This window comes from Clostridium sp. MF28, from assembly GCF_002969175.1.
Lineage (GTDB): Bacteria > Bacillota > Clostridia > Clostridiales > Clostridiaceae > Clostridium > Clostridium beijerinckii.
This window is the reverse complement of record NZ_CP014331.1, coordinates 5,499,909-5,519,932: the sequence shown is the minus strand read 5'-3', so window position 1 is coordinate 5,519,932 and position 20,024 is coordinate 5,499,909. Positions and strand designations below refer to the sequence as shown.

The window sequence follows — 20,024 nt, the reverse complement described above, 5'->3', positions numbered from 1 at the left end:
ATCTTATCCCCACCCTTAATTTTTTCTTAAATGTAAAAATTTTCTCAATTTTCACTATAATTATATCCAATTTTTCTACAAAATACAATCACACAATTATTTTCTCATTAATTAAATTTATTGTATAGATTTAACTAAATAAAAACTTAAATATTTATATATACAAATTAAAAAAACTTAAAATAAAAGATATAAATTCAAAATGAGCAGCGCTTAATTTGAATTTATATCTTTTGATCATTAACATATTCTATATTAATAAATTTTATCTCCATCGTTTCATAACTAATTTAATTAGTTCCTGTTTCTCATTTGATTTAGGATCTTCAATTACAATATCCAACAAATGATTTAAGATTTCACCAATTTCTTTTCCTTTATTAAATCCTAAAGACAATAAATCTCCACCATTGATTTTCAAATTTTTTAAAGTAAAACATTCATCTTTATCAATTATTTTATTAAGAATATTTTCGGCCTCATCTAAATTTATTAAATGTTTTTTAGAGTTTTTGGACTCCTGAGCAAGTATATCCGCTCGCTTAATCTTAATTAGATCTTTAAAAAGATCTATACCTATTTCTCTTAATAGTTTTTTTATAGATACTTTATTATCCATCCTATAGTCATGATACTGTATAAGAAGTGTAACTTTATTAATTGTATTATTATCATATTTCAAATATTTTAATATTTCATTGGCTATTCTTGAGGATTCCTTTGAATAAGAACTGCAATGCAAATTGTCATTTTCATCAGTTCTTATTGTGCAAGCCTTTCCAAAATCATGAAATAGCATACTCAATTTCAAATATATCTGGGATTCTACAGTTTCAGTTGCTATAATTGCATGATTATATAAATCATGTGAATGGCAAGAATTGTTTTTATTAAAATTATAGATTTTGCTTATTCCTGGAACTATGTATTCTAAAATTCCACATTCCCTCAACATTTCTATTTTTCTTGGATTATTAAGTAATATCTTATTAAATTCTTCTCTTATTCTCTCTTTTGATATATTTCTTATATTATCTTTAAGTTCTTTTATTGAATTTAGTGTTAACCTATCAATAGTAAAATCTAGTTGGGCAGAAAACCTAATTGCCCTAAGCATTCTTAATGCATCCTCGCCAAATCTTTTTCTAGGTTCACCTACAGTTCTTATTACCTTTTCATCCAAATCCTCTATCCCATTAAAATAATCTACTAATCCACTTATATTATTATATGCCATTGAATTAATGGTAAAATCTCTTCTCGCCAAATCTTCCTTTAAAGAACTCACAAACTTAACCTCTTTGGGATGTCTATTATCTTCATATTCACCATCTGATCTATAAGTTGTAATTTCATAACTCTCTTTATTTAACATTACTGTAACTGTTCCATGCTTTAATCCAGTTAATATAACTTTATCAAATAACTCCACTACTTCTAGTGGCTTAGCATTAGTTGTTATATCCCAGTCTTTAGGTTCTTTTCCTAGAATACAATCTCTAACACATCCTCCAACCATATAAGCCTCATATCCATTTTCTAATAACCTATCAATGATTAATGCAACATTTTTAGGCATCTCTATATTTTTATTCAATATTTCACCTCTAAACTTATCATTCTTATCAAAATAAATTTATCTTTATCTAATAAAAACAAGCTGCCCTCATAATCATCTGAGAACAGCTCTATTTACTAGAATTTTAATCATCTGCAACATTTCTATTATTATAAGAATAAACATTATACGTCTGCCATATTTGTTCTAAATTACCAAAAATATCAGATATGTTTTCCTTCTCTCGCATTCCTACTGCAATAATTAGTGCATTTATTACCGACATAGGTGCAACTAAAGAATCTACAAATGATGCCATATTACTTTGTGCAATTAATGTGTGATCAGCTTTAGACGCAAGAGGTGATAGTAAACTATCCGTGAGAGCAACCACTTTGGCTCCTCTATCTTGTGAAAATTCTAATGCATCAATAGTTTTAGCAGCATATCGAGGAAAACCAATTCCTATAACTAAATCTCCATCTCCTACATTTATCATTTGTTCAAATACATCTGAAATTCCATAACTTACAATTTTAACATTTTGCAGTATTATATTTAGATAAAACCCTAAAAACTCCGCAAGAGCAGTAGAACTTCTAAGACCAATTATGTATATTCTATTTGCCTCAAAAATCCCCTTTACTACGTCTTCAAACGTGTTTTGATTAATTTTTTCAAGAGTTGCACGTATATTTTCCATATCAGCTTTTAGTACACCTTTTAATGCATCTCCATCAGAAAAATAATCATTTCTAAGCTCTAATCTCTGTACAGTTGTTAGCTTATTCTTTATAAGTTCTTGTAATGCTTTTTGCAATTTAGGATATCCTGAAAAGCCAAGCTCAATCGCAAATCTTACAACTGTCGATTCAGAAACTCCAACAGATATTCCTAGTTTGGCTGCCGTCATAAATGCTGCTTTATCATAATTTTTTAATATGTACTCAGCTATTAATTTCTGACCTTTACTTAGCCTTATAAATTTTCCCTGAATTAATCTCATTAAATCTTTACTGTTTTCATTATTTACTTCATCCATCTTTTGCCTTCCTGTTACAACATTGAATAATATTATCTTAATTCTATCATCTTATTTCTAAATATTCAACAAATAACTTGTTTTTCACAGAGCATATTAAAATTTTGCAATATTTTATCAAGCTACTTTCATTACGTATTATATTTTAAAATCAATATCTTACTTTAATTTATTAATGATGTACAATCAAATTTCCTTTATCTGTCATTATGATTAGTTATTTTCTATAAACTATTAATATAATCTAGTTCTTCTTTGTTTAACTTTCTATATTCCCCTCTTTTTAAATATCCTAGTTTTATTTCCCCTATAGATATTCTTTTTAAAGATAATACATCATGGTGTATAGCAGCACACATTTTTCTTATTTGTCTGTTCTTTCCCTCATGAATACCAATCTCAATAGTCGAAACGCCTTTATCATAACTAATAACTTTAAGCTCAGCTGGAGCAGTAATATACCCTCCAATATCTATACCTATTTCAAACTTCATCTTATCTTTATCAGTTATCTCTCCCTTAACTACCGCCACATACCTTTTTATTATTTCTACCCTTGGATGGATTATTTTATTGTAAATTTCCCCATCATTTGTTAATAACAATAATCCTGAGCTATCATAATCTAATCTGCCAATTGGATATATTCTCTCATTCACCTTAACTATATCCAAAATAGTATCTCTGCCTTTTTCGTCTTTAACCGAGCTAATATATCCCTCAGGCTTATTGAGCATTATATAAACTTTATCTTCTTTCTTTTTTATTTCCTTTCCATCATATTCTATCATATCTTTTAATGGATCTACTTTTATTCCTACTTCATTAACTATAACCCCATTTACTTTAACTTTTCCTGAAATTATTAATTCCTCACATTTTCTTCTTGAAGCTACTCCACAATTTGCGAGATATTTCTGCAATCTTTCTTCCATAATTTAAATCACTCCATTTAGCATATAAATACATTTATACTTTTACATTTTAGATTATATCTTTTTCACTTATATAATACAACTTTCTAATTATTTTTATTTGAATAGTAAAGTAATAGAAACGCTGTCACCAGCGTTTCTATTATCTAATTATAAGGCTACTTTTAAATTGTACTCCTTATGATTAATCAAATTACCAGAGAAATCCTCCGCAACCTGCTCCGCCACCAAGGAATAAAATTAATAAAATCCAAAGCCAGCTTCCGCAGCCACCAAAGCCGCCTCCGCAACCCAAGCCGCCTCCAAAGCCGCCGCCGTAGCCTCCAAATCCACCACCGTATCCTCCGCAGCCGCCGCCGCATCCGCAAACGTTACAGCAACTAGGTTTACAAGAGCAACAAGAATTACATTTACAGCAGCAACAATCATTAGAATGTTTAGACATGTTGATCATCTCCTATTCTTTTGTTAATATATTCTATTCGATACATATATTTTTTGTTCTTTATGATTTAAATAAAATATGAGAACCATCTACAAGTATCATTACTTCATATGGTTCTCACTAATTTAAAATCTATAAATATTTTGTTTATAAAAACTTTTTTTATAACCTAAACTATATTTTTTAATATTCTTTTTATTATTTTATAGGCTATAAATCCAATTAAAAGCATGCATATTATATCTAATCCAAGACCCTTGATTAAGTCTGATCCTATTAATACCATAGAATTTCCATTCTTTCGCTGCAAACTATGAATAAAACTTTCAGTTAAAAACAATGATGCAAATGATCCAGCTGCTGTTGATACTAATATCACTAAAATCTTTTCGTTATTTTGTGATGAAAATATCTTATTAGCGTTCTCTAGTCTATACTTATTTTGAACTACACTGTAAACAATAATCATAATTATAATAACAAATAAAATAATTACCGTCTCACTCCATAAATTTCTGATTATTATATCTTTAACGCTAATTCTATCAAATACAATCTCAAAAAAGCCTCTTCCTAATTTATTTTTATAATCTACACCTCTTATTTTATCTAACAAACTATAATCCTTATTAACTCCAAAATATTCAAATATAGAAATAAATTTAGCTATTATTATGGAAATAGATATAGGTATTATTGAAATCATGCTAATAAATCCTATTACTGAATTAGAAAACATTAAATCTATTATTAACATAAACATTATACCAATAATTCCAAGTAAAATTATTTTTGAAGTTTCTATAATAACTATATTCCAATATCCTTCAACAACGGATATAAATTCAACATTACCGAAATATGATACTGTTGCAATATAAACATAAGTCATTACAAAAAGTATTAATGTAATTAAAAGACATATAAATTCATTATATCTAATCTGCTTTTTTGTATATGGTCCACTACATAAGAACATTTCAGTATTTCTCTTATTAATTCCCTTTGCTATAAAATATATAGCCACAAATATAATTGCTAGCATGAAATATTCATTCCAAGAATTTGTATAGTAGTAGTTATCAAAATTGTTTGCAAGTTGATTTCTAACATTACTTAAATTGCTCTTTATAATTTCATATGCTACAGCTCCCCATACTAATAATCCTATAGAGATGGCTGCCTTAGCAGAATTGAACCATGCATATAGCAATCCTTTATTTAAATATTTTTTCATCATTATCCTCCTTATCAACTTTATAGATAAAGATATCTTCTAAGCTTAAATCTATTTCTTCAATAAATAACGGTTTGAATTTTTCTAAGCTTTTTATAAATTCCCCGTCATATTCATCAGTTATTATGGTAAAGACTCTGCCAACTCTACTAATTTTAAATATTCCCTTAAGTTTTAAATCTTCTTCGTAAACAGGCTCATCAAAAGCCACTTGTATCTTTTTTATCTTATTCTTCATATTTTCCACAGAATTTTCATATGTAACTACGCCTTTATCTAAAATAGCCACATCATCACAAATTCTCTCAAGTTCATTTAAATGATGAGAACTTATTATTATAGTTATACCATTTTCAAAAACTTCATCTGCAAATATCTTTAATAATTTATTCTTTAGTATTGCATCTAGTCCTGATGTTGGCTCATCCAATATTAAATATTCAGCATGAATAGAAAAAGCTAGCATTATGGAAAGTCTCATTTTCATCCCTTTGGACAATTGGAATATATACTTATTAGTTTGAATTTTAAAAATTTTATTTAATTCATTAAATTTCTTTTCATCAAAATTTTTATATGAATATTTATAATACTTCAGTATTTCGCTAACTTTAAAATTTGTTTGCATGATATTCTCATCCGCTATATAGCCAATTTTATTTTTAACGTCTATATTATCATAAACATCTTGTCCCTCATAAAATACATTTCCTGATGTCCCTTTATAAATTCCTGTTAAGCATCTTAAAAGTGTAGTTTTTCCCACACCATTTGGTCCTATAATTCCAAATATTTTATTTTTATCTATTCTAATATCTATATTTTTCAAAATTTGTTTTCCATCAATCTCAAAGGATAGATTATTTACTTCTATCATTATCATCCACCCCTAACTCGGAAAATATTTGAAGTGCCAACCTTATAAATTCTTCCTTACTAACGCCCCCATAACTTGCCTCAAGTATAATTTTTTTTAATTCATTTGAAATGTGCTCCATTTTTTTATGATCCCCCTTACCTTCATAATTAGATGTTATAAAAGTTCCTTTTCCCCTTAAAGTTTCAATTATACCTTCTCTTTCAAGTTCACCATAGGCTTTGCTTATTGTATTGGGGTTTATCATAAGTATTGATGCCAACTCTCTAACTGATGGTAATTTCTCTCCCATCTTTAAAGCTCCTTTTAGAATAAGTTCCTTTATCCCAAGTTCTATTTGTTCATAGATAGGAGTACTACTCCTAGGATCGATTCTAAGCATTGTCATTACCTTCTACATAAGAATGATACATAATATAATCAATTACTAAACCTTCCCCCTCATCTACGAAGACTAAGTTAACTTTTAGCTTTTGTGATCTATCATCTTTTTCTTTTAGAGAGCTGTAATTATATGCATCAACAATTAAGCTTACTGGTTCTTCTCTTGTTATCGGACGTCTTTTAGAAAAATTATTTCGGAATCCATCATATTCACTTAGCATCTCACTTTTATCCTTTTCATTAAGATCACATACTTTTTCTATGTTTACCTTCGAAAAATTAAACTCGAAATTAGTTAACCTTTTTCGTTCTGAAAAACATTCCTTAAATTCATTTGTTTCAGTTAACTTTCCGGTATCATCAATTGCTTTTAACGGTTTATCATTTAGTTGATCTAGAACCTCATTCACAGTTTCGAAATGCTTCTGTTTCTGATACATTTTATTATTATCCATCCCAAGAAAAGCAGTAACTATAATGACAATTCCAAACATAATAATTATCGTTGATTTTTTCATAAACTTCCCTCCTAATTGTATTAAGTGTACTAGCTTATATAGTACACTTGAATTATAAAACTCATTTCTTGCTTTTTCAATTAATAATTGTTTAACATTTCTTAATTTTTCCTTAATATACATAATGTAACCGAAAATATTAATAATAAAAATAACTAGAGATTTTAACCCCTAGTTATTTTTACTATGTACAAACAATTTTCTAAATATCTTTTTTCTTCTCTCCATTAGCATAGATTAATAATGCTGCTACAGCAAAAACTACAGGTCCCGCAATCATAGCAAATGTCGATTTGTAATCCCCATGGATTGCCGGCTCGACAATTGTAAAGAAATTTGCGAATCCAACCACTGCCGTAACTATAACTCCTATAAATATAGCAAATGATTTACTTTTCAATATTATAAAAGGCTTCTCTATATTATCTTTTTTTCTAAATGATATATACGCACTTGATAAAAATAAATATGGTATAGTCATTGCGACATTAGTCATTAATACTAACATTGTGAAAAATAATTTTGCACTGCTTCCTCCCATAGAAACAAATAGCACCATAACTGCTACTATAATAGTTTGAATAAACATTGCATTTATTGGCATCTCGTTTTCATCAATAACAGCCATCTTTCCTGGCCAAAGTTTTGCTGGCGTTCCTTCTATTAACTGTTTAAGTGGAGAATATGATAGTGTAAAAAACGCTCCTGTTAATGCTAAAAACATTGATAATCCAACAAACCTAGCTACCCAATTTCCAACTTGTATAGATAACGAATTACTTAACCCCATTGAACTGCCCAAAGTATATCCTAAATTATTCATAACAACATATGCAACGTTTGCCATATTGATGTTTTCACCTGAAAGAGTGCCTGCCCAGTTTGTAAATATTCCAATCAAGAAAATTCCAAGAGAATAACCAACAGAAATTATAGCTGCTGCCATTAAAATTCCCTTAGGAAATGTCTTCTCTGGATTTTCAGTTTGATCAACAAGTCCACTCACAGCTTCGATACCACCATATGCAAATAAAGCAAAGACTAGGAATGATAAAACTGAACTAACATTCTGATAAGCTGGATTTGGTGAATTAACAAAAGACATTATAGATGTAATTTCCTCTCTAAATTGTCCCTTATTTAATATAGATATTATAATTGCCCCTATTATCAAAACTATGTTTAGAAGTGCTACCGCTATTCCTCCAACTGATGTAATCTTAGTTATTTTGCTTATTCCTCTTTTTGATATAAGATATGTTGCAGATACCCATATAACACCAAGTACCCCTAAAACCTGAGTTGAATTCAATCCAAGTATTCCCCAATTTGATGTAGTATCTATTCCAAATATTGTATTTGATAATGGAATCCAAATAGTAGAACATATATTTATCATCCATACTACATAAGAAGAATACCACATGAAAACTCCTACAAAGGCAAACTTAGGGCCCACAGACTTCTCCATCCATGAGTATATACCACCTTTTTCATCTTTAAATGCAGATCCATATTCTGCCATCATGAATGCAAATGGTATAAAATATGTTATCCCTCCTAATATAAACCAAGGAATTGCACCATAACCCATAAGATAAAAAGATCTTGGCATATTAGCAAATCCGAAAACTGATGTAAAAATCATTAGAATTAATGTAATTAATGTTAATTTCTTTTGTTTATTATTTTCTGCCATTTTTGTTACTCCTTAATTTTAAATACTTAACATATTCAAATAGAATGAATAATATTTTTATTTATTATTTGCAATTTTGATGTACTTTTATGCTATATTTAAATATTTAAATACATTATAAATTCTTAAAGAATAGAAAAACTAATTAACCACACTCTATTTATACTAGAGTGTGGTTAATAACTATGACGACTCATATTTGTTTATGCAATAATATATGCAAATAAAAACATCTTAATTTATCGTTAATTTCTATCTGGTACATTAGATGGATCGTCAATTAGAGTAGTAAAAAAATAATCGTGATCATGCCCATCATTGAATGATGTTTGCCCTTGAACTATATGAATATGCTTATTTCGTGAAATATAAATCGCTGGACCAGTTGTAATGCAAACTCTATGATTATGATCATTAAATGTGTCTGTGACTTCTTCGATTCTATGAACATGAGACAGTCCAACCCTTATTGCTGGGCCAGTGGTACCAGCAATGCGATGATTGTGTTCTTCACAATTCTCATCTTCTTCATAATTTGTGCTTGATAGAAATTCATGATTATGATCCCTATACCTATAATAATTATCACCAAGTTGGTTTCCTCTATAATGACGACCATAAGCAATATCGCAATTATTATTGTTGCTCATATCTAATTCCTCCTCAGTTTTTATATACTATATGTTATGTACGATCATATGATTGGTGTTAAAAAGCCTAACTTATTTCATCTATCTTTCTAATTAACTAAAGTTTATTTAATGTCAACTTATAGAATAAAATTTTCCTAACTTATTTAAACTAACGTGTACATTATGTTTATTTGTAAAAATAAAAGACATGATTTTAAATACCATGTCTTTTAAATCTTTATAACTTCCTCTTAACTGTAATAATTATTATAATAATTTTTGGCTAAAAACATTATCTAAATTTACTTTTTGGATTCTTTTTGTAATTTCATCTACATCTATTGTATACAGGCCTAATTCTTTCATCCTATTAAAATATACTGAACCTGCGAAAGTATATCTATCTTTTCTTCCTTCTCTAGTACTCGCCTTTTCATTTGCGTAAGTTATCATATCTCCGATTGCTATAGATGAAGGAAGTATCAAAAGCGGCATTCCCATAGCCAATCTTACCGCATTGTGTCCAGCTAAAGCACCAGTACACATTGCTTCTGTATGACCAACAAATAATCCACTTTTCTCACCTGCACAGAACAAATTATCTACGCCAATTACCTTTAAGTCATTAGTTCTTGGTGCAACTGATAAATACCTAATTGAGTTTCCTTTACTTCCTGCGTATGGATCAACATATTTAGCATTTTCTAATCCTTTTATTTTCCTTAGTTTGTATAACGGATAGTAAGTTGTCATTAGCTTTGCATGTCCCGTATCCAAGAGTATGATATTCTCAGCAAATTCTTTGAGCGCATATTGTTGGCATACTTTTGTACTTAATTTATCATAATTTATATCTTCCTTAGGAACTTTTAAAATTACAACACCTTTAGAATCTAACTCATTTCTTATTTCATCTGACAAACTTTCTTTAGCCAATTTACAAGAACCAGAGAACGCCCCTAAGATATCATCTCCTCTTTCTCCTTGAATATCGGAAACTCCACATCTTTCACTAATACTAATTCTAGGCCCAAACGCAGGACATCTTAAAACACACATTGAGCAGCCATTTCCATAACGCAAGCAATTTCCCATAGGCCCGGTAGTTCCTGTTGTCTCTATAAATACGTCACCTTCTATATAAGTTCCATCGCTAAGATAAGCACCTTTTATTTTTTGTCCATCAAAATTTATGTCATTAACTCTGCTCTCCATCATTAGGTTTATATCTAATGATTTCAAATATTTGCTAACAACTCCCTCTATTAAATTAACATTATACAGTGTAGCATGTTTATGTCCTGGAAAATCTATATTTTTATGAGTTGAAATTTCATCTGTGATCTTAATCAGATCTCCTCCGCCAAGAGCTATTAATTCTTCTGCAGCAGTATATCTACCATTATTACGCATTATTCCACCTACATTACCAAGTCCAAGTAACAAATCTGTCTTTTCGATTATAGTAACATCTGCTCCAGCTTTTTTACTCGAAATTGCTGCCGCGCATCCAGACCAACCTCCGCCAACAATAATAACCTTCATATAAATCTTCTCCCTTCAAAAATACTTCTCGGGTCAGCCTGTTCTTTGCAGAATCTTTTTACTCTGTGACCTGAAAATCTTGATGTACATGCTCCACAAATTCCTTCACCGCAGCACATCTTAAAATTATTACAACATGAAAGTGAGACATCATTTCTATTAATGTCGCTTAAATAATTAATAACACCATAAGTCAAGATATCGGCTCCTGCTACATGAATATAATTAGTTCCATTTTTAAGCGAATCCTTAATCAATACTTTTGCATGATCTGAGAGCTTGCCCTTATCCAGTAGTGAACACTCTGATACCTCTATTTTATATTCGGATAAAATTTCTTCAGAAAAATTTTCCTCAAATGGATCTTTATCGATTATTATTTGTATATCATTATTTTGTGAAATTAACTTTCTTACTACAGGTATCATAGGAGCTAATCCAATACCTCTTGCAAGTACTAATGCTTTATTATTCTTTTGGGCCAATATATTTTTAATTCCAAAAACACCATTCCAGTAAGGTCCACGTATTACTATGTTCCCGCCTGTTTTAATATCTAATAATTTAGCAGTTTTAACCCCTCTAATTTCAACAGCAACCATGATAATGTCACTTTCTATATCTGAATTCATTATAGATATCGGAACATCGAAATAAGTATTTCCATCAGTTCTTATAAATATATAACTTCCAGGCTTCACCAAATCTATAACTAATTTATGAGGAGCTTTAAATTTAATTATCACTAATTCATCATTATAATTTAGTACCTCTGTCACATTACATTCAAAAGTTTTACGCCCTTCTTTTGCTTTATTTCCATTATTATGGAGTTCTTGATATATACAAACCCCCTTCCAATTCAAACAATCACAAAAAACTTCTCCTTGGCATTGGGAACATGTCAAACACTGCCCATACTCTGCAAGTTTACATGGACAATACTCCGTTCCCGCATCTATACAATCAATAGCTTCTTTTACCATTTTTTCTCCTTTAGATAAAATTGCTTCTAATATAAATTATTTTAAAATATCTAATTTGACACAAATATAATTGTTTAAAATTATTTATTTTCCAATATTCTAATCTATACCTTATACCCTAAGAATTTATTTTTGATTTTCTAAATATTTTATTTAATAAAAAAAGTAGATAGTAATAAAAAACTATCTACTATTGCTTACTAAACCAATTCTTTAACTGTATGATTCCCAAATGCTACTTTCTCTAATACATAATTATATATTTTTTCTGTCACATTCCATCTATCTGGACAATTTAAAACTACAATTATCACATCTTTGCCATTATTATTAATTGATGAAACTAAACACTTACCAGCTTGGCCTGTATATCCTGTTTTAACACCATTAGCTCCTGGAATTCTCCACAATATTTTATTTATGTTATTATAATCTCTTGTAAAATTATACTTTTCTTTTGAGATTTGTTTACTTCCTACTACTTCTCTAAATAGATCATAATCCATGCCCTTAGCAGTAAGTATCGCTAAATCATATGCTGAAGAATAGTGTTTACTACTATCCAATCCATGAGGAGACTCAAAATGTGAATCTAATATTCCTATGCCCCTAGCATAATGATTCATTATTTCCGCAAATCCTTCTATTGATCCCCCTAATTCCTCGGCAATAGCTATTGCTGCATCATTTCCCGACTTAAACATTAATCCAAAAACTAACTCCCTCAAAGTAATTTCTTCATTTTCTTTATATCCAACTGTAGACCCTCTTATACTAGCTGCTTTTTTACTTATTACTACTTTTTTATCTAGATTACCTTGTTCAATAGCTATTAAAGAAGTAAGTATCTTTGTTGTACTTGCCATTGGAACTATTTCATAAGCATTTTGTTCAAATAAAACTGCATGACTTTCCTTATCCAATGCAATCGCAGATCTAGCATTTACCCTTAAATTATTACCTTTACCTTTGGCATTTGCATCTATACATATTATTTGAGTACATATAAGAATTAGTGCTATCAATGAAGTGTATTTACTAGTACCTTTTCGCATAATTAATCACCTTCTAAACTTACTATTTGGTTCTAGTTTACCTTTAAAATTAATTTTTAAACCTAATTTTGATAATTTTCTAGGTTTATTTTTTTATTATTAGTCAATAATTATGGAGTAGATGTAGTTTGGAGGAATTTTATGAAATTATTTTATGTCTTTTTAGTGGTCTTATTAATATTTTTTATTCCTATTCCCATTAAATTTAGTATTTACTATTCTACCGTAGATTATTATATAAAATTATATGGATTTAATCTTATCTCTAAAAATAAGAAAAGAATAACACGTATAAAAAAACTCAAAAATTCACCTTTAATTAAAAGTAAGCATAAATTTTTTTCAAAAATTAATAGTAAAATAAATTTCAAGCATCTGATTTCTACTTTAAATAATTTAAAATATAAGCCACTGTTAAAAATAAATTTATCTATGGAATACTCACTAAACGATGCTGCGAGAACTGCAATTTTCTATGGAGTCATATATAATACAACATCATTAACTTACATTCTCCTTAATTACCTTTTTAATATAAAGAAATTTAATTTTAAAATAACTCCTGTATTTGATGATAATTTTTTACTAAAAATTGAAACTTCAAGTATAATTTTCTTATCACTTGCAAACATTATATATATAATAATTAATTTATTAAAAAATAACGATAAACAAGGGAGGTGACCCCTTAATAAAGGGGATTTATTATGTCAAGTGAACAACATGTAGAAAACTTAATGAAAAGTACCATGGAAAATCTTAAGGATATGATTGATGTAAACACAGTAATAGGGAAAGCCATAGAAACAAAAGATGGAGCTTATATCGTTCCTGTTTCAAGATTAAGCTTTGGATTTGCTTCTGGTGGAAGTGAATGTCTAAATTTAAAGCAAAATATCACAAGCACAACATTTCCTTTTGGAGGCGGCTCTGGAGCAGGGGTTTCTGTTAAACCTGTAGCATTCCTAGTTGTTAAACAAGATGGTGTTAGAATGCTACCTGTAGATCAAGATACTACATATGATAGAATTGTGGATACAGTTCCTCAAATCTTAGATATTGCAAAAAGTTTAGTAAAAGATATATGTGGAAAGAATAAAAAATCTGCTACTGTCAATACTACTACTGTTGATAATAATTCCGAAGAATGTTATTGCAGTGATAGCGATAATATTTAAATTGCTCCTAATTTTTAATTCAAGAGAGAAATAGTTATTTAATAATACACTATTTCTCTCTTAAATTTAATAAAATAAATATAAAATATCTAAAAATAGATTTTATTGTTTTTTAAAATTTCAAGTATTAATATATTTATAAATTCCGATGATATATCCTTAAATTTTATTCCTGTTCATGATCTTCCTGAACATCTTCTTGCCCAAATAAATCTAGAGTAGGAAGTTCTTTTAAATCTTTCAATTCAAATTGTCTTAAAAATTCATCTGTTGTTCCATATAAGATTGGTCTACCAGGCACTTCTAGTCTGCCAACCTCTTTTATAAGATCTTTTTCTAAAAGCCTTTGGAGAGCACTCTCTGATTTAACTCCTCTAATTTCATCAATATCAATTCTTGTTATAGGCTGCTTATAAGCAATTATGGCTAAACTCTCTATAGATGCTTGTGATAAAGATTGTCTTTTGTTTTTCTTCAAAAGCTTCTGTATATAATCAGAGTTTTCAGCTTTCGTAACTAACTGGTAATTTCCTTTAATACATATTATTTTTATTCCTCTATTATCATTTTCATATTCTTCCATCATTTCATGTATGATAATTTCAATAAGTTTATTTTTTTCTTCAAGATGGTTAACCAAATCCTGCAAACTTAATGGTTCACCACTAGCAAATAGTAAAGATTCTATTGCTGATTTTAAAGAATTTTTTTTCTTGTCATCTATAAATGGAATTTGAATCCCTTTATCATTACTCATCATCTGTTCTCCTTTCAATCAATATATTGCTAAAATTTTCGCTTTGATATACTTTGATCATCCTCTGTTTAATCATCTCTAGCAATGCCAAAAATGTCACAACACACTCTAATTTGCATTCACAATTTTCGATAATCTTGTGAAAGCTGCTTACCTTCTCTGTTTTTAACTTGTCCATAATATATTCTAACTTATCTTCTATTTTATATTTATCCATATATATTTTTTTCTGAATTATGTTATTTCTATTTTGCTTATTATTATATATCTCAAGTAAATTATTATATATATTAAACAATTCTATAAGACTTATATTTTTTAATAAATCTTTTTTATCAGTATCATCTCTTTTTTCTTCTATTACCTCTGGTTTCTTTCCATATATCTCGCCAGCACTAGTATATCTGTCTTTTAAAAATACTGAAACCCCTTTTATTTTCTTATAAAGAATAAGTTTTTCTAAAAGCTTTTTCTCATCATCTTCTTCATCATTTTCTTGTTTTTTAAGCTTCGGCAACAAATTCTTAGATTTAATTTCTATTAAGGTAGCCGCTACTACAATAAACTCAGAAGTTATTTCTAAATCCATCTTTTTCATTTCATTAATATAATTCAGATACTGATTAGTTATTTCATATATTTTTACATTATATATACTCATTTGATTCTTTCTTATTAAATGCAATAGAAGATCAAACGGGCCTTCAAAATCATTAATTTTAATCTTTGGAAGTTCCATATATATCTTTTTTACCTCCATTATGAATTATACTTAAATTATAACTTTAAATCTAAATAATAAGTACTATAATATATAATAACAAGTTATAACATCTAAAACAAGAATCATTAATATATATATATGTTGCAATTCACAATTCACAATTACGGCTAAAATTCTTGCAATATTTTTAGAATTATAATGAAGAATTATTTTTGCAATATATATATTTTGAATAACAAATTTACATTTGAAATTTTCTTAAGTTAAATGTTTCACTTAAGAACAATATATAAGAGCTAATTAAAAATATGTATATTATAAAAATATAAAACAAGCATAGCTAAATAAATTTAATTAAATTTATTGTTTAGCTATGCTTGAATTATTTCTTATTTATAGTTTTACAAGAAAAATATAAAATTCATAATGTTTTTTATCGGGCTATACACCTTTTTCGAATAAGTTTTTAATATTATATTTTATATTGTCAATTATATTGCCTTTCTTGACATCTCTATCGCAATATATATCTACCTCTCCTACTTTTTCGCTACCCAAATAAACTTCACATTTTCCAACTATATCTCCTGCTTTGTATTCTTTTCTTAGCTCATCTATAACAATTTTTTTCTCTAAATCCTTGTTGTCTCCCTTAGGAAGTATAACATTTAAGTCATCTTTAGCCATTGCCATAAAGAACTTATCTGTTTGTTCATCCATATATACTTTATCTATTTCTTCATCTTTAGATACAAGCTTTTTCCCTTCATACTTTGAAAATCCATAATTAAGTAAAACACCCGCATCACGATTTCTTATTTTATAAGTTGGGGCTCCCATTATTACAGTAGCATTCTTACTCCATTTCTTGTTGCTGTAGCGCTAATGCAGTATTTAGCTTCATCCGTAAATCCAGTTTTTAATCCATCACAACCTTCAAAAAATCTAACTAATTTATTGTGGTTTACTAGTTCTATTGGAGATTTTCTTCCTTCTGATATATTATCCATATAAGTTCCTGTGTATTTTAAAACCTTTGGATGTTTCAATAACTCTTTTGACATTATTGCTATATCTTTTGCAGTAGACATATGTCCATCTGCTGGCAATCCATTACAATTCTTGAATGTCGTATTAACCATTCCAAGTTCTTGCGCTCTTTTGTTCATCATATTAACAAATTCTTGCTCTGTACCTCCAAGATATTCTGCAAGTGCAACGGCTGCATCATTTCCAGAAGCTATCGCTACACCTTTCAAAAGTTCTTCAACAGTTCTTATTTCTCCAGTGTCTAAAAGCATTGTACTTCCGCCCATTTTCTTAGCATTTTCACTACAAGTTACTTTATCATCTAATTTAATTTTTCCGCTATCTACGCCCTCCATTGTTATCAACATAGTCATAATTTTTGTTACAGATGCTGGTGCAAATTTTTCATCTGCATTCTTTTCATAAAGTATTTTACCGCTCATTGGTTCCATTAATAAAGCTGATCTTGCTTCAATATTAGTTCCATCTGATTTTACTTTTTCATCCGTATCTACAGCTTTGGCTAAGTTAATTGGTAAAAGTAATAAAGTAAAAATAAATATCAAAGTAAAAGATATAATTCTTTTTGCATTATTTTTCATAGTTACTGCCTCCTTTCAAAATTAGTGTTACCATAAGAAGAAATAATATAACAAGTAATTCTATTTTTCTTAACAATATGACAATATTTTTAACTTATGCATAACTACCGAAATAAAGGGTATAAATATATTTAATAAAAAACTTCTAGTAACTTTAAGCTACTAGAAGTTTTTTACTATTTATCAAATTTTATATCACCTAATAATGCAGCAAAAGGATTATCGTTAAATTCTTCTGCTTCTTTCTTCATTTTCTTCATATAATTATTCACTTCTCTTTTATCAATCTTTCCATTTTTCTCAAATCTCTTCTTAAATTGAGAGGCTTTTTCTCTAAAATTGCAGTTACTGCCAGGGCATACGTATATTGCTCCCTCACCATTTCCTCTTAGTTCCAATTTCTTCTTGCACTCTGGACATCTAGCATTTGTCACTCTAGCTACACTTTCCCTATATCCACATTCTCTATCTTGGCAGACATTCATTACTCCATTTTTACCTTTAACCTCTAATAGATACTTGCCACAATTAGGACACTTCTTTCCAGTTTTATTATCATGAACAAACTTATTATTTGTACCTTTAACATCTTCCACTAAAGCAACTGAATAGTTTTTCATTTCTTTTATAAATGAATGATCATCTCTTTTTCCTTTTGATATTTCATCTAATTGGCTTTCCCATTTAGCCGTTAAAAGTGGTGATTTTAAATCCTTTGGCACAAGTTCCATTAGTTGCTTTCCTTTTGACGTAGGAATTATTTCCTTGCCCTTTTTTTCTATAACAAATGAATTAAATAATTTTTCAATAATATCTGCTCTTGTAGCAACTGTACCAAGCCCACCTGTTTCACCTAAAGTTTTAGCAGCTTCCTTGGAAACATTAATATATTTATGAGGACTTTCCATTGCTGATAAAAGGGTAGCTTCTGTAAACCTAGCTGGTGGTTTTGTTTCACCTTTCTTTATATTAGCACTCTCTACTCTAATACTGTCCCCAATAGACACTGTAGGAAGAACTTGCTCTTTTATTTCTTCTTCATCACTATCTTCTTCTAATCTATCATAAAGCTTTTTCCATCCTTTAGCTTTAATAACTTTTCCTTTAGCTACAAGCTTTTCCCCCTGAACCTCTGCCTCTATTGTAGTTTGAATATATTCAAAGGGTGGAAGCATAACGCTTAAAAATCTTTTAACCACTAAATCATAAATTTTTCTTTCTTCAGATGATAAAAGTGCTAAATTAGGCTTTTGTTCCGTTGGAATAATAGCATGGTGATCACTTACTTTTGAATTATCTACGAAACTCTTATTGCCAATTATTTTTCCTTTAAGTAGTTCTTCTGCTACAATTCTATATTCTCCAATAGAAATTGCTTTTAATCTATCAGGAATAGTAGCCACAATATCAGTAGTAATATATCTTGAATCTGTTCTTGGATAAGTTAATATTTTATAATTTTCATAAAGCCTCTGCATTATGTTTAATGTCTGTTTTGCAGAATATCCCCATATTTTATTTGCATCTCTTTGAAGTTCTGTTAAATCATAAAGGGCTGGAGAAAACTTTTTCTTATTGGCTTCATTTATATTTACTATTTTCCCCTCTGAATTTTTTAGTTTTGAAGCTACCTTATTAGCAAATTCTTCATCAAATATTCTCGAATTATTGTCCTTATTTACCCATGCTAAGTTAAATCCCCTAGTTTTTCCTTCCAAAGTATAATAAGTTTTTGGTTTAAAATTTCTTATTTCATCTTCTCTTAACACAATCATAGATAATGTTGGAGATTGAACTCTTCCTGCTGATAATTGTGCATTATATTTACATGTCAAAGCTCTTGTCACATTAAGTCCTACAAGCCAATCAGCTTCTGCTCTACATACTGCTGCTTTATAAAGATTTTCATAAGCTGCACCTGGTTTTAAATTTCTAAATCCATCTAAGATTGCTTTTTCTGTTTGAGATGAGATCCATAATCTTTTAAGCGGCTTTTTCACCCCTGATTTCTCCAAAATCCACCTAGCAACTAATTCCCCTTCTCTTCCAGCATCTGTAGCAATTACAATATCGCTAACATCATTTCTCAATAATTGTTTTTTTACTTCATTATATTGTCTCCCTGTTTTTTTTAACACCGTAAGTTTCATATGTTTAGGAAGCATTGGGAGTGTTTCCATTTTCCACTCTTTATATTTATTATCATATCCTTCAGGATCCATAAGCCCAACTAAATGCCCCATTGCCCAAGTCACTATATATTTACTACCTTCTATATATGAACCTTTATTTTGGTTACACTTAAGAACTTTTGCCAAATCTCTCCCCACTGATGGTTTTTCTGCTAATACTAATGTTTTACTCATTTTTTCTCCTTGTCGATAAAAAATTCAATAATAAAAATTTATTTCTTATAATTGTTTATTTTCTATACTTAATTTTATTTTAGTAAAATATATATTTCTCAAATTAATCATATTTATTTTACAAATTTTAAGACGTCTTATCGTTTATTTAATTATTCTAGTATATGATTATCAGTATGATTTTTAATTACTTTACCATTATACAACGTTTTTCTTGATAATCCTATTATTTTGAATCAACTATTCTCAGCTTAGTCATTTTTAAAATCACTAATTCTTTACACCCACCATTATTTTTTAATAATTAACTTGAATTTATAATTACCCCTACTATTATATATGCTTAATGACCATTTTTCACTGTACTATTATCATATAAATATAAATCATATCTACATAGTCTTTGTCAAATAATTAGTTAATTATTTAGCTTATAATTTGTTTTAAAGTAAAAA

The 20,024-nt window shown here is 28.7% G+C and carries 18 protein-coding genes and 1 pseudogene; 2 read left to right on the top strand and 17 right to left on the bottom strand.

Annotation, left to right across the window (positions count from 1 at the left end):
• Nucleotides 1–265 precede the first annotated feature (265 nt).
• The 13 genes from AXY43_RS24430 to AXY43_RS24370 all read right to left on the bottom strand — a co-directional run bounded on the left by AXY43_RS24430 (nucleotide 266) and on the right by AXY43_RS24370 (nucleotide 12,913).
• Nucleotides 266–1,597, bottom strand: coding sequence for a CCA tRNA nucleotidyltransferase (locus tag AXY43_RS24430; protein WP_023975050.1), 1,332 nt, complete (start codon nucleotides 1,595–1,597; stop codon nucleotides 266–268).
• Between the two features lie 106 nt (nucleotides 1,598–1,703).
• The gene (locus AXY43_RS24425) at nucleotides 1,704–2,600 is read right to left on the bottom strand and encodes a MurR/RpiR family transcriptional regulator (protein WP_012058122.1); all 897 of its coding nucleotides are present in this window, start codon (nucleotides 2,598–2,600) and stop codon (nucleotides 1,704–1,706) included.
• 224 nt (nucleotides 2,601–2,824) lie between these two features.
• Nucleotides 2,825–3,535, bottom strand: coding sequence for a pseudouridine synthase (locus tag AXY43_RS24420; protein WP_012058121.1), 711 nt, complete (start codon nucleotides 3,533–3,535; stop codon nucleotides 2,825–2,827).
• Between the two features lie 193 nt (nucleotides 3,536–3,728).
• Entirely contained in the window at nucleotides 3,729–3,980 is a 252-nt protein-coding gene (locus AXY43_RS24415) for a ground-like protein (RefSeq protein WP_105412308.1), read from the bottom strand.
• 169 nt (nucleotides 3,981–4,149) lie between these two features.
• Entirely contained in the window at nucleotides 4,150–5,217 is a 1,068-nt protein-coding gene (locus tag AXY43_RS24410; RefSeq protein WP_023975052.1) for a hypothetical protein, read from the bottom strand.
• Nucleotides 5,198–6,094, bottom strand: coding sequence for an ABC transporter ATP-binding protein (locus tag AXY43_RS24405; protein WP_105412307.1), 897 nt, complete (start codon nucleotides 6,092–6,094; stop codon nucleotides 5,198–5,200). Before AXY43_RS24405 ends, AXY43_RS24410 begins: the two co-directional genes overlap by 20 nt.
• The gene (locus tag AXY43_RS24400; protein WP_011969208.1) at nucleotides 6,078–6,476 is read right to left on the bottom strand and encodes a GntR family transcriptional regulator; all 399 of its coding nucleotides are present in this window, start codon (nucleotides 6,474–6,476) and stop codon (nucleotides 6,078–6,080) included. Before AXY43_RS24400 ends, AXY43_RS24405 begins: the two co-directional genes overlap by 17 nt.
• Complete coding sequence (locus AXY43_RS24395) at nucleotides 6,469–6,996, bottom strand: hypothetical protein (protein ID WP_023975054.1); 528 nt, start codon at nucleotides 6,994–6,996, stop codon at nucleotides 6,469–6,471. The genes AXY43_RS24400 and AXY43_RS24395 overlap by 8 nt, the downstream gene beginning before the upstream one ends.
• 202 nt (nucleotides 6,997–7,198) lie before the next feature.
• Nucleotides 7,199–8,695, bottom strand: coding sequence for a glutamate/gamma-aminobutyrate family transporter YjeM (gene yjeM / locus AXY43_RS24390; RefSeq protein WP_023975055.1), 1,497 nt, complete (start codon nucleotides 8,693–8,695; stop codon nucleotides 7,199–7,201).
• Nucleotides 8,696–8,940: 245 nt separating this feature from the next.
• Nucleotides 8,941–9,345, bottom strand: a complete 405-nt coding sequence (locus AXY43_RS24385; protein WP_011969205.1) for a YmaF family protein — start codon at nucleotides 9,343–9,345, stop codon at nucleotides 8,941–8,943.
• 249 nt (nucleotides 9,346–9,594) lie between these two features.
• On the bottom strand, nucleotides 9,595–10,872 hold the full coding sequence (locus tag AXY43_RS24380) for an FAD-dependent oxidoreductase (RefSeq protein WP_017209624.1): 1,278 nt from the start codon (nucleotides 10,870–10,872) through the stop codon (nucleotides 9,595–9,597).
• Nucleotides 10,869–11,858 (bottom strand): sulfide/dihydroorotate dehydrogenase-like FAD/NAD-binding protein, encoded by a 990-nt coding sequence (locus AXY43_RS24375; RefSeq protein ID WP_023975056.1) that lies wholly within the window; start codon nucleotides 11,856–11,858, stop codon nucleotides 10,869–10,871. Before AXY43_RS24375 ends, AXY43_RS24380 begins: the two co-directional genes overlap by 4 nt.
• Before the next feature lie 200 nt (nucleotides 11,859–12,058).
• Nucleotides 12,059–12,913, bottom strand: a complete 855-nt coding sequence (locus AXY43_RS24370; RefSeq protein WP_023975057.1) for a D-alanyl-D-alanine carboxypeptidase family protein — start codon at nucleotides 12,911–12,913, stop codon at nucleotides 12,059–12,061.
• 141 nt (nucleotides 12,914–13,054) lie between these two features.
• Here AXY43_RS24370 and AXY43_RS24365 point away from each other — a divergent pair, with 141 nt between their 5' ends.
• Together AXY43_RS24365 and ytfJ are read left to right on the top strand one after the other, a co-directional pair.
• Nucleotides 13,055–13,597 carry a DUF2953 domain-containing protein gene (locus tag AXY43_RS24365; protein ID WP_023975058.1) on the top strand — a complete coding sequence of 181 codons (543 nt, stop codon included), beginning with the start codon at nucleotides 13,055–13,057 and terminating at the stop codon, nucleotides 13,595–13,597.
• Nucleotides 13,598–13,620: 23 nt separating this feature from the next.
• Nucleotides 13,621–14,091 carry a GerW family sporulation protein gene (gene ytfJ, locus AXY43_RS24360; protein WP_011969200.1) on the top strand — a complete coding sequence of 157 codons (471 nt, stop codon included), beginning with the start codon at nucleotides 13,621–13,623 and terminating at the stop codon, nucleotides 14,089–14,091.
• Nucleotides 14,092–14,257: 166 nt separating this feature from the next.
• Here ytfJ and scpB read toward each other — a convergent pair whose 3' ends face one another.
• From scpB to AXY43_RS24340, 4 genes and pseudogenes are all read right to left on the bottom strand, one after another.
• Nucleotides 14,258–14,848, bottom strand: a complete 591-nt coding sequence (gene scpB, locus AXY43_RS24355; protein WP_039771842.1) for an SMC-Scp complex subunit ScpB — start codon at nucleotides 14,846–14,848, stop codon at nucleotides 14,258–14,260.
• Complete coding sequence (locus tag AXY43_RS24350) at nucleotides 14,841–15,587, bottom strand: segregation/condensation protein A (protein WP_023975061.1); 747 nt, start codon at nucleotides 15,585–15,587, stop codon at nucleotides 14,841–14,843. The genes scpB and AXY43_RS24350 overlap by 8 nt, the downstream gene beginning before the upstream one ends.
• A 426-nt stretch (nucleotides 15,588–16,013) precedes the next feature.
• Nucleotides 16,014–17,203, bottom strand: a pseudogene (locus AXY43_RS24345) (D-alanyl-D-alanine carboxypeptidase family protein).
• A 176-nt stretch (nucleotides 17,204–17,379) separates the two neighbouring features.
• Nucleotides 17,380–19,569: a DNA topoisomerase III gene (locus AXY43_RS24340; RefSeq protein ID WP_105412306.1), complete on the bottom strand. Its 2,190-nt coding sequence runs from the start codon at nucleotides 19,567–19,569 to the stop codon at nucleotides 17,380–17,382.
• Nucleotides 19,570–20,024: the final 455 nt, after the last annotated feature.

Bases quoted from the DNA above. Each gene is read 5' to 3' on its own strand.
- AXY43_RS24425 (WP_012058122.1), bottom strand. From the start codon at position 2,600: ATGGATGAAGTAAATAATGAAAACAGTAAAGATTTAATGAGATTAATT.
- AXY43_RS24420 (WP_012058121.1), bottom strand. From the start codon at position 3,535: ATGGAAGAAAGATTGCAGAAATATCTCGCAAATTGTGGAGTAGCTTCA.
- AXY43_RS24415 (WP_105412308.1), bottom strand. From the start codon at position 3,980: ATGTCTAAACATTCTAATGATTGTTGCTGCTGTAAATGTAATTCTTGT.
- AXY43_RS24410 (WP_023975052.1), bottom strand. From the start codon at position 5,217: ATGAAAAAATATTTAAATAAAGGATTGCTATATGCATGGTTCAATTCT.
- AXY43_RS24405 (WP_105412307.1), bottom strand. From the start codon at position 6,094: ATGATAGAAGTAAATAATCTATCCTTTGAGATTGATGGAAAACAAATT.
- AXY43_RS24400 (WP_011969208.1), bottom strand. From the start codon at position 6,476: ATGCTTAGAATCGATCCTAGGAGTAGTACTCCTATCTATGAACAAATA.
- AXY43_RS24395 (WP_023975054.1), bottom strand. From the start codon at position 6,996: ATGAAAAAATCAACGATAATTATTATGTTTGGAATTGTCATTATAGTT.
- yjeM (WP_023975055.1), bottom strand. From the start codon at position 8,695: ATGGCAGAAAATAATAAACAAAAGAAATTAACATTAATTACATTAATT.
- AXY43_RS24385 (WP_011969205.1), bottom strand. From the start codon at position 9,345: ATGAGCAACAATAATAATTGCGATATTGCTTATGGTCGTCATTATAGA.
- AXY43_RS24380 (WP_017209624.1), bottom strand. From the start codon at position 10,872: ATGAAGGTTATTATTGTTGGCGGAGGTTGGTCTGGATGCGCGGCAGCA.
- AXY43_RS24375 (WP_023975056.1), bottom strand. From the start codon at position 11,858: ATGGTAAAAGAAGCTATTGATTGTATAGATGCGGGAACGGAGTATTGT.
- AXY43_RS24370 (WP_023975057.1), bottom strand. From the start codon at position 12,913: ATGCGAAAAGGTACTAGTAAATACACTTCATTGATAGCACTAATTCTT.
- AXY43_RS24365 (WP_023975058.1), top strand. From the start codon at position 13,055: ATGAAATTATTTTATGTCTTTTTAGTGGTCTTATTAATATTTTTTATT.
- ytfJ (WP_011969200.1), top strand. From the start codon at position 13,621: ATGTCAAGTGAACAACATGTAGAAAACTTAATGAAAAGTACCATGGAA.
- scpB (WP_039771842.1), bottom strand. From the start codon at position 14,848: ATGAGTAATGATAAAGGGATTCAAATTCCATTTATAGATGACAAGAAA.
- AXY43_RS24350 (WP_023975061.1), bottom strand. From the start codon at position 15,587: ATGGAACTTCCAAAGATTAAAATTAATGATTTTGAAGGCCCGTTTGAT.
- AXY43_RS24340 (WP_105412306.1), bottom strand. From the start codon at position 19,569: ATGAGTAAAACATTAGTATTAGCAGAAAAACCATCAGTGGGGAGAGAT.